Consider the following 10,720-nt stretch of genomic DNA (forward strand, 5'->3'; position numbering starts at 1 on the left):
CCTCAAAGGCGTGAGGGTACTGATATTTTTGATACTTAGTATCGCCACTGTAGTTTCGTTCTAACTTAAGTGAAGTGCCATCTTTCAAATAATATGGTATTTTACCATTGTCTCTATTGGCAATATCCTCTAAAACTTCGTCAATGCCAAGATATGCTGCATTTGATTTAGGAGCAGTTGCAACATAAGTTGCCGCTTGTGCCAGTAAAATTCTACCTTCAGGCATTCCGATGAAATCCACTGCTTGTGCTGCATTATTTGCCACAACAAGGGCCATAGGATCTGCATTGCCAACATCTTCTGCAGCACAGATGACAATTCTCCTGGCGATAAACCTAGGATTTTCCCCGCCATAAATCATCTTGCCCAGATAATAAAGTGCAGCATCAGGATCTGACCCCCTCATACTCTTAATAAAGGCAGAAACGATATCATAATGGTTGTCACCATTCTTGTCATAGTCCATATATTTCATCTGAAGGCATTCCTCAATTACTTCAGGGGTAATGTGGACCCTTCCAAGCAAGTCATCCTGTGACAAGACTGCAAGTTCCAATACGTTCAAGGCGCGTCTTGCATCTCCTGCCGACATTTCAGAAATATAGTATTTGGTGTCATCTGATATTTCTATATCATACATACCAAGGCCATTTTCACGATCTAGTAGAGCTCGATCTATAATTTGAAGAATGCTTTCACTGTTCAACTTTTCAAGTTTAAAAACAGACGATCTGGAGATCAAAGCACTATTTACCTCAAAATAGGGATTTTCTGTGGTTGCACCCACTAAGATCACCGTGCCATCTTCAACAAAGGGTAAAAGTGCATCCTGTTGACTTTTGTTAAATCTATGAATTTCATCAATAAAGAGGATGGTCCGCTTACCATATAGGGACAAATTATCCTTTGCCAGTTGGACAGTGTCTCTAATATCCTTAACACCTGAGGTCACTGCATTCAGACTGATAAATTCTGATTCTGTTTTTTTGGCGATGATCTTTGCCAGTGAAGTCTTACCGCTCCCTGGTGGCCCATATAACAAGATGGAACTTAAACGATCCGATTGAATCAGCTTTGAAAGAAGTCTACCTTCTCCAATTATCTTCTCCTGTCCGAAAAACGTTTCTAGTGTTTCAGGTTTCATGCGTTCTGCTAAGGGTGCTTGTTTTTCCAGTTTTTCCTTAGCGACAAAATCAAACAAATCCATTTTTAAACCACCTTTTCTAAAGTCCAAGTCACAATTTCATTAAAAGTCATTTTTAGGGGTTCAACCTCTTTATTTCTAAAATGAACCTGCCATGCATCCATATGTGATCTAAATTTTCCATCTATAGCAAGAGCCCTTGAGTCTAAAAATTCTGTCAACAACTGATGCATCACAATCAAGAGTCTAAAGCTCAACTCATCCTCTAGTATTTTTGCAACAGCTTCGAGTGCGTTTAGCATTATGTCATAGTAACCCTCAACACCTATCGGTCCCTGTTTCAAAACCATATTTGTATCCATAATTTCATTTAAATCATGGGGAGAAATTGCTTTCATTCGCGACATCATCTGATAGGCTTGAAATTGTATCGTCGAAAAAAGGATTGTTGGATTTGATGACAAATCAATAAATTCAGAGCCCAAGGGGTTTTTAGACAATCCAGGCACTTGTGCAATAAAGGTCCCTATTCCCCTTCTGACCTCCAATACATTTCGGCTTTCAAGTGTTTTAATCGCCTCTCTTAAAGTTGCTCTGGAGATATTTAGTTCCTCTGATAACTGTAGTTCGTTTGGTAATTTATCGCCAGGCTTGAAAAAGCCTTTTACAATCAAATCCACGATATTTTCTTCAATCTTCTCAGAAAGCAATTTTTTTTGATACATGGCATTCGCTCCTTTAATATCACGCTTTAAAATTATAGAGTGGCTTTATGATTTCAATAACCTCTACAGTCTCTTCAATGTGCTTTAAAATCATATGAATCGGTTTATAGGCCATAGGACTCTCATCCAATGTCTTTTCAGTGACACTGCTGGAATAGATCCCCTTCATTTCATTTTGAAAGTCCGTAAGCGACAACCTCTCTAAGGCTCTTTTCCGACTTAACAAACGTCCTGCTCCGTGAGGGGCAGAATAGTTGTAATCTGGATTTCCCTTCCCAACAGCAAGAATAGACCCATCGCGCATATTGATTGGAATAATGAGTTTTTCACCTTTCTGAGCACTGACTGCACCCTTTCGAATCATATGATCATCAAAATTGATGTAATTGTGTACAGTCTCAAAGTGCATTTGACTTTCAAAGTCACACTCTAAAAACCCACAGAGCTTTCTGGCAATTATAATGCGATTGAGTGAAGCGTACTGCTGAGCAAACTTCATATCTCTCAAATAGGCATCGCGGTCTTCACCCTCTAAAAAAGCCAGTTGATTTGACACATGATAGGGTTCCATAGTCTTTTCAAACGCCATTTGAATCTCTGCTTCAAGTGCCTTGTTCTTTTGTTTTCTAATCTTTTTCAAGGCTTGATCTCTTTCAAGCTTTAATCTTTTTTTGATTCTTTCACAATAGTGCATAGCGCGCTTTTGATAGTATTCTGCAACCTGAAGTCCAAAATTTCGACTGCCGGTGTGAATCACTAAAAACTTGTCATCTTCTGCATTCGCATTAATCTCAATGAAGTGATTACCACCCCCCAGTGTACCTAAAGACCTCAGTTGACGGTTGGCTTCTGTATGTGTCAGTTCACATATGCGGTTAACCTCACTGATAAAAGTCTCTGAAACACCAGGGTCTATTGAGTCGGCTATTTCGAACCCACTTGGGATATTGTTCCTAATGAAGGCGTCTAACTTTTCAAAGTCAATCTCCCTTTTACCAAGATAAACAACCAACATGCCGCAACCAATATCTACGCCTATGAGACTGGGTACGATTACGCTTGGCAGCTCAGAGGTAAAACCGATGACACAGCCCTTTCCAGAATGACAATCCGGCATTATTCTCAATTTTTGATCCTTAAAGATATAGAGGTCACAAACACTTTTAATTTGTCTTGCCGCATCCTCTTCAATATCATCGCAATAAACGAGCGCCTTATTGTATTTTCCATTGATTTCAATCATTTGACCACATCCTTAAGAGCAAATAAACGATAAATTGCAGCTTAATCTATTTGATACTCTTTTTTGAGTTTCAACAAGTCTTCTTCGTCCAGCTCTACACTTCCAATCACTTGTTCCATGCCAATGCCAAGTCTAAGCATATTGCTGGCAATCTCTCTCTTGGCTTCAAGATAACCATCTTCTATGCCCTTTAGGTAGTCATTAGATTGATGACTTAGCCTATCTACTTCATTTTTTAAATTTTCCGTCTCTAAGGACCCACTTGACGAAGTCATCTGATTGGAAATACCGCCTTCGCTGGCCACTGGTTGAAGAGGTACTCTTTTTTTTCGTTCAAACATCAGTAGAGGTAGCTTAGCGATTTCACGCATCAATTTTTCATCCTTTACAGGTTTAATAATGAAGTTTTTTGCACCTGCCTTGATTGCCTCTAATACGTTTGCACGCTGTCCTTGGAGTGAGCACATAATAATGCTTGCATCAGGATCAAATTTTTTGATTTCCTTTACGGCTTCAATGCCGTTCATAACCGGCATTGAAATGTCCATAATAACCAAATCCGGTTGAATCAATTTATACTTTTTTACAGCTTCAAGTCCATTCTCAGCCTCTCCAACAACATCTATCTGATGCATTTCGAGAATTCTGCGAATGGTAACTCTCATAAACGTTGTATCATCTACTATTAATACCCTCATTTTCAACTCCTAAATAAATGTTGTTGGGATCTAAAACAAAGGCGAGTTCGCCGTTACCTAAAATTGTAACACCACTTACCTCGTTGAGATCACCCAATATTTTATGCATACCAATGTATTCATGCAAGGATTTAAAGACAATTTCTTGCTCGCCGACTATCCTTCCAACTTGCAAGGCAAAATATTGGTCTTTGACATTTAAGATTATCATATATTTGAATTTAGTTGAATCCGATTTCAACCCCATTATTTCATCGAGCTTTAGGATTGGACATTTATAGTCATTCCACATGTAGTCGGTATCCTCATAGTCATGGGGCACTCTCACAATTTCATGAATCCAATGAAAGGGAATGGCAAAGAGAAATCGGTCTTGCTTAAAGAGAATGGCTTTAAAAATCGTCATATTCTGTGGTAATTCAATGACAAATTTAGTGCCCAATCCAGGTCTAGAGGTCAGAGACAATCGACCATTTAAAGCTTCGATGTTGCGTTTGACGATATCCAGTCCCACACCTCTTCCTGAGACCTTGCTGACCTCTTGAGCAGTGGTCATCCCTGTCTTGAAAATCAGGGTTTCATAATTCACCATCTCTATTTCCATTTGACTAATCAGCCCTTGTTCCAATGCTTTAGCCAAAACCTTTTCCCGATTAATGCCTGCGCCGTCATCTTCAACCACAATGACAATTTTTCCAGATTCATAATAGGCTTGTAATTGAATAAAGCCCTTAGGCGATTTGCCATTTTTTATGCGTGCCTCAGGGGTTTCTAAGCCATGGTCAATGGCGTTTTTTAAAATATGTGTAAGGGGATCGATAATTTTTTCTAAAAAATGTCGGTCAATTTCAATTTCTGTCCCTGAAATATGAAAGGACACTTTCTTACCACAATCCTTAGCCGTTTCTCTTATCATTCTCGGAAACTGATTAAAGGCAACTCCAATTGGAATCATCCTAATTTCATAAAAATTATCAATCATATTCTTGTTGATTTCCATCAAGCTCTCATAGTGCTCAAAAAGCTTAACCACCCTCAAATCCTGTGCATAATCCTTATACAATGTCTTAATGGAATAGCCCATAGCTTCTTTAACAAGTGTTTGTTCTTCCATTAGTGACATTATAACATCAAACTTGTGATCTGAAATTTTGAATTGCACTTCTGGAATGGAAATGCCACTTGAGACCATAGGTTGTTTTGGCGCTTCTACCCCTGATTGATCATCATGTCCTTGAGTTGGATTTACTGCTACTCTTTTGAGCTCGGATATATGAAATAGCGCTTTATCCACCTCACCTTGCCTTAGCGGTTCTCTAATCCAAACATTTAACCAGTCACCGAATTCCTCGTCTTCCAATAATTCATAGGATTCCGGCATGACCTTAATCGGAAAGCCTATTTCTGACAAGGCCGATATAATTAAATAACTTTTTACGCTTTTCATTGCAGTGTCGTTCTCAAATTCAATTTCAATATAAGTCTTAAAATCAAAATCAAGAGACAGATGTTCATCTGCTTGCTTTTGACGCTTTAGGGGATTTGACGGACTATTATCACGATGATATAAGGCTTCATCAGATATGGACTTGGCTTTCTTAAGCCATTTTAAAACGCGATCCTCATATAGAACTTCATCCAATTCGATCAGCTGATTTAGCATTAAAGCCAATAAGTCAACCGCTTCAAATAGATTAGAAACTGAAGCATAGGTTAGTGGACATTCCTGATTGATGTAGGCACTCACAAGTGTTTCCACTTCATGTATCAAATCTCTCATATCCTTAAGATCCATGGTTGATACAGCACCCTTTAAGGAATGCGCCAATCTATAAAAATGGTTCAAATCTTCTAAAATAGTCTCAAACTCATCCAAATCACCGTTTTCAAGCTTTAACAACAAGGCTTCCATTTGACTGATTTGACTTTTCGATTCATCCCAAAACAACTTTTCATATGCATTTCGGATATCTATTCTCATTCCGCCCCCATTGGTTTAGAAAAGCATGTCTACTTCTAATATTTGATAATCAATCATGTCTGAATCAGATACAGAACGCATCTTGAACTCATCCCCTGAAAGATAGCTGACAACTTCATCTACAACTAATCCGATTATAAGATTGTTGATCTCTATTATCAAAATGCGCGTCTCTTTTTCATTTCTTTTAAAAGGCTCGATGCATCTGTCCAGAACCGGATAGACTGCTCCCCTTAGTGCTATCAAGCCAATAATGTCCTTGGGCGCTTTTGGCATCTCATATATAGTTGCTTCTTTCAGCCTCAAGATTTCCTTGACGGATTTCGTCTCAATGCCATAATGAACATTATTGAGCTTAAACATTAGCAGTTGATGTTCCATATGTCCTCCTATAGCTTGAACTTTGAAACGAGGTCCACTAAATTCTTGGTCTGTTCCTTAAGATCATGGGAAATATGATCTACATCCCCACTGAGCTTTGAAACCTCATCAGTCATCTCTAACAAACACTCTCCAGTGGAAACAATCTGTTCACTATTTGCCGCCTGGATATTGCCATTTCTCACCACTTCCTGCATCATCACATTCACAGCATCAGTGGTATTGATCAGTTCTTCTATGGTTGCAAGCTGTTCTTGGCTAGCAGCTGAAACTTGCATGGTTAAATCGTTTACTAGGACTGTGGACTGCATGATACTTTTACTGGAGTTTAATTGATGTTCAGTGGCTTTCGCAATTTGAGAGACTTTGTCGATACTGTCTAGCATATAATTTTGAACACTGTTGAAGGCTTCTTCTGTGTTGATAACAAGATTATAGCCACGCTCTATTTGAGAAACCGTATGATCTGTGCTTAAAATGGTATTGTTAATATCCTTCTGAATTTTCCGTATGAGTTTTTCAATATCCTTTGTGGACGCCTTTGATTTTTCAGAGAGTCTGCCGATGGCAGAAGCTACAACCGCAAATCCCTTTCCATGCTCTCCAGCTCTAGCCGCTTCAATTGACGCATTCAATGACAAGAGATTGGTTTGTTCTGCAAGGTCTTCAACGACTTCAAGGATATCGCCAATTTGACTGGCTGATAAGCCCAAGTCTTGAATTGTATTAGCAAGTGATTCAATATTTTGATTAACCCTGTCCATTTCATCTTTGGTGGCATCCACAACAGCTTTTCCATTTTGAACCATAGTGACTGCTTCGCTACCCTTTTCATTTGCTATTTTAACATGCTCGTTGATATTTTCTATTGAACCATCAAGCTGTCTCAGTGAATTTAGGACCTCTGATAGCGCTTCTGACGTTTCCACAGAACTCTGTGCCACATCAGATGCAGTACCGCCCATTTCCTGCATTGAATAAGTAATATGGTCGATGCCGCTTGCTATATTATTCACACTGTTCATGACTTCATTAACAGATAAGCTCACCTCGCCAATCGACATGGATAAATCTTTCATGGAAAAAGATTGCTTTTGAGCATTTTCATAAGAGTTCTTTGCAATTTGGCTGGTCTGATCAGAGGACTCCTTTAATTTAACAGAGGTCACAAGAACCTGTACAAGCATGTCTCTTTGCCCCTTTATCATATTGGAAAAGCTATGATAAAGGGCTCCTATTTCATCCCCACTCTTAAACTCAAGTTTATCATCATATACCATATCACCGGTTTCTGCTCGCTTCATGACAGTCATCAGGTTTTGAAGGGGTTTAACTATTTGCTTATCACTATAATAAATTGTGCAAAAAACGGTCAAAACCACCCACAGTGCCACATATAAAAACACTCTTCCGAACATTGCCTTGAGGGGCTTAAAGGCAGGCAACAAATCTGTCTTAGGCATAAAGCCAATCAATTTCCAGTTTGTAATTTGACTGGTGACAAAGCTTACAACAAGATCCTCTCCTTCAATATTAAAGAAAGAAGAACCAGAGTTGTTGGCCAAAACTTCTGAAGCCCATTCATAGGACTCTATAGATGCTCCAAAAACTAAGTCCTTTGGACCAGCGATTACCGTCCCCTCTTGATTGACTAAAATCATATAGCCATTATCGCCGTTTTTAGCTGCACCAAGCTGATAAGCCATTTCATCTAAGGAGACGTCAATGCCCATTACACCCGCCAACTCCCCCTCTGAGTTATAATATTTTGAAGCAACTGTAAAAATCATTTGATTGGTAGAAATGTCTATATAGGGGTCTGTCCAAGTTATTTTCTCTTGTGAGTTTAAGGCATCTTGATACCAAGGTCTAGGTCTCGGATCAAAACCTAGGGGGATGCTATTGGGTACCTGAAACATTTTTCCGTCTTCTGTGCCAAGATAAATCGACATTACCTCAGGATATCCTAATAAGGCTTTGGACCACTCTGTCGTATAATAATCCGCTTTTTCATCATCCGAAAATACAGCCATGACGCCCTGGTCCTCAGACCAAAGCTGGAGGAAAAAAGCCAAGTTATCATTAAACAAATTCAAGTAGTAGTCATTGAAACTCCCCACTTGTTCTAAATTTTGCTTTAACAACTGATCTTCCATTATTCGGTTACTGCTATCGTAAAACCTTGCACCCATGACCATCATTGGCAACAAAATCAATACGATGCAACCTATTAATATCTTTTTAGATAAGCCCCAATTCGTTGTGTGCATATTTATCCCCCACTGGTATTATTTTATATATTAATTTATCTAAATATCTGTTTCTATTATTTTAACAGAAATAAGACCTTATATCTAAGGAAAACACATTATTTTTATGGTTTCCCCAACAGAATTCAAAAATATTCATTAAAGATTCCCCTAAATCTGCCGATAAATATATTGCAAGGATGCAAGTGATTTCAAGGAGGAATTATTATGGAAATTCAAATGAAAGCTTATGGGTATTCCAAAATGGAAAGCGTTAGCGCTTCTGTTAACAAGGCTTCTAACGGAAAAGTTGAAGCTTCATATAGCGCTTCAAGTCAAGAGCAAGTCAACTATCAAGAAAAAACACTATACATCGAAGATAAGTTAGATTTGGGGAACACCTCCCCTATTAATGCCGCAACCTACAAATTTGATGCGGTCAAAGTTGCCGATCTAAAAAAAGAGATGTTTACTGCAAATGAATCCTTTAAGGACATGATCAGGTCTATGCTTGAAAAACAGGGTGTCAATGCAGATCATATCATGAAACGTTTAGAAAAAGGTGAAAAAGTCGATGTGGAAGTCGATGAAGAAACACGCGCAAAAGCTAAAGAAAACATTTCTGAGAACGGTTTCTGGGGTGTAAAAAAAACATCTGAGCGTATCCTAGACTTTGCAAAGGCAATCAGTAACAACGACCCTTCAAAAATTGATATGTTGAGGGAAACCTTTAAAAAAGGATTTGAGGAAGTCAAAACCTACTTTAATGGTGAATTACCTGAAATTAGCCAGTTGACATATGATGCCGTTATGAAAGGTTTCGACGAATGGGAAAATCCTGATAGTGAACCCACAGAGGAACCATTAGCCTAAACGCTTAAGAACTATAAGTTAAGCCAGTATTTCAAATGAGATACTGGCTTTTTAATGATTAAAGACAACTTCGTGTAAACAGCATGTCCCTAATACGATTTAATCGGCTTATGCTATACATATGGCTTTATGAGGGGCTACTTATCCTCAGGATGTTTTTCAGCTTCATTGTCCATCTCTTCTTGCGCTTCTGAAGGACTTGGTTTAATCATAAACAGGTCATTGGTCTTTTCCTTCACCACTAAGATGATGGACATATGATACTGCCCGTTTCGAATAACAAAATCTGAGACCCCTCCGATGCATTTGATACTAATATTAATGAACTGTCCAAAATCATTTACGAAGGTCTTAAGGGCTGGCGTTTCCTCACAAATAATTTTGAAAATCAGAATGCTCTTACCATTCGTTATGTCCGCTTTTAGAACAAACCTTAAAATTGCAGCGTCGCTGAATTTTATGTTTTCTAAGATTTCACCTACGATCCCTGTAATCTGCTTGAAGTTATCATAATAGAATAGTTTCTTGCTGTCTTCTGTAACTTCTAAAATATCCCTAAGGGCATATTGTTTGTTGAAAAACTCAATAATATCATCTAAATCAAAAGCCCTTAAGGAGAACTTGGTATAATCAAAGACCTTATTTAAATAATTCATCCTTGTATTCATTTTATGCATGACCTCAGCAAAGATCTGCTCTTTTTCATATTTCAGCAAGCTGTCATTTATACCGTCTTTAGGCATTAAAGGTTCAATTGCCTTGGAAGCATGACGAATATCCTCTGTCGTTAACAAGTGATGATAATTTATTGTCTTTATGATTTCTTCGTAGAGTTTGAGGAAGTAATCCACCTTCTCATACCCCTCAGTTAAAAGCTTTTGATAAAGCGCGTTCTTCTTTTCCAAAGACCGTTCCTTTGTCTCTTTGGAATGGCGCTCATGATAGAGTTGAATGGCTTCTTTTATGTAGACTTTGAGTTCTGTATCCAAATCCCAAGGCTTGGTTAAAAATTTATAGATATCGACCTTATTGACGGTTACAAGAATTTGCGGTAGCTGGGTGTAGCCAGTTAAAACAATCTTAACGGTATCTGGACTGATCTTATGGATGAACTGGAGTAGCTCAAGGCCATTCATACCAGGCATTCTCATATCTGTAATAACCACAGCGATTTCTTCTCTTGCAAAAAGCTCAATGGCCTTCTGGCCCGAATCAATAAAGAACTTCTCATAAGGCTCCATTCGCAAGCCTCGATTCAAGGCCTTTAAAATCTCAACCTCATCATCGACTATCAAAACCTTATATTTACTGTAATCAATCATACTGCCCCCTATTGTTCATTCTCGTATTTTTCTATAATGGGTTTAATCATATCGAATTCAATTTTTAGGATATCTAGAGCTTCTAGGAAGTTGGGCCGCAAAAC

8 protein-coding genes and 1 pseudogene are annotated in these 10,720 nt (G+C 38.4%); 1 reads left to right on the forward strand and 8 read right to left on the reverse strand.

Going from position 1 to position 10,720, the window contains the following annotated elements:
- The 7 genes and pseudogenes from AC220I_RS12810 to AC220I_RS12840 all read right to left on the reverse strand — a co-directional run.
- The coding region (locus AC220I_RS12810; protein WP_486724236.1) for a replication-associated recombination protein A at positions 1-1,207 on the reverse strand (1,207 nt) is incomplete at its 3' end.
- Between the two features lie 2 nt (positions 1,208-1,209).
- Complete coding sequence (locus tag AC220I_RS12815; protein WP_486724237.1) at positions 1,210-1,869, reverse strand: FadR/GntR family transcriptional regulator; 660 nt, start codon at positions 1,867-1,869, stop codon at positions 1,210-1,212.
- 19 nt (positions 1,870-1,888) lie between these two features.
- A complete protein-coding gene (locus AC220I_RS12820) occupies positions 1,889-3,112 on the reverse strand; it encodes an RtcB family protein (protein ID WP_486724238.1) in 1,224 nt (407 codons plus the stop codon).
- A 350-nt stretch (positions 3,113-3,462) separates the two neighbouring features.
- Positions 3,463-3,810 (reverse strand): annotated as a pseudogene (locus AC220I_RS12825) (response regulator); the annotation flags it as partial.
- Positions 3,788-5,791 (reverse strand): chemotaxis protein CheA, encoded by a 2,004-nt coding sequence (locus AC220I_RS12830; RefSeq protein ID WP_486724239.1) that lies wholly within the window; start codon positions 5,789-5,791, stop codon positions 3,788-3,790. The pseudogene AC220I_RS12825 and the gene AC220I_RS12830, both read right to left, overlap by 23 nt.
- A gap of 15 nt (positions 5,792-5,806) precedes the next feature.
- Positions 5,807-6,172: a chemotaxis protein CheW gene (locus AC220I_RS12835; RefSeq protein WP_486724240.1), complete on the reverse strand. Its 366-nt coding sequence runs from the start codon at positions 6,170-6,172 to the stop codon at positions 5,807-5,809.
- A gap of 8 nt (positions 6,173-6,180) precedes the next feature.
- Positions 6,181-8,442 (reverse strand): methyl-accepting chemotaxis protein, encoded by a 2,262-nt coding sequence (locus AC220I_RS12840; RefSeq protein WP_486724241.1) that lies wholly within the window; start codon positions 8,440-8,442, stop codon positions 6,181-6,183.
- A gap of 207 nt (positions 8,443-8,649) precedes the next feature.
- On the opposite strand from AC220I_RS12840, the gene AC220I_RS12845 reads away from it, so the two are divergent.
- Positions 8,650-9,294 (forward strand): hypothetical protein, encoded by a 645-nt coding sequence (locus AC220I_RS12845; RefSeq protein ID WP_486724242.1) that lies wholly within the window; start codon positions 8,650-8,652, stop codon positions 9,292-9,294.
- A gap of 137 nt (positions 9,295-9,431) precedes the next feature.
- On the opposite strand, the gene AC220I_RS12850 is transcribed toward AC220I_RS12845, so the two are convergent.
- The gene (locus tag AC220I_RS12850) at positions 9,432-10,616 is read right to left on the reverse strand and encodes a response regulator (protein WP_486724243.1); all 1,185 of its coding nucleotides are present in this window, start codon (positions 10,614-10,616) and stop codon (positions 9,432-9,434) included.
- Positions 10,617-10,720: the final 104 nt, after the last annotated feature.

It is taken from the genome of Fusibacter sp., from assembly GCF_057447755.1.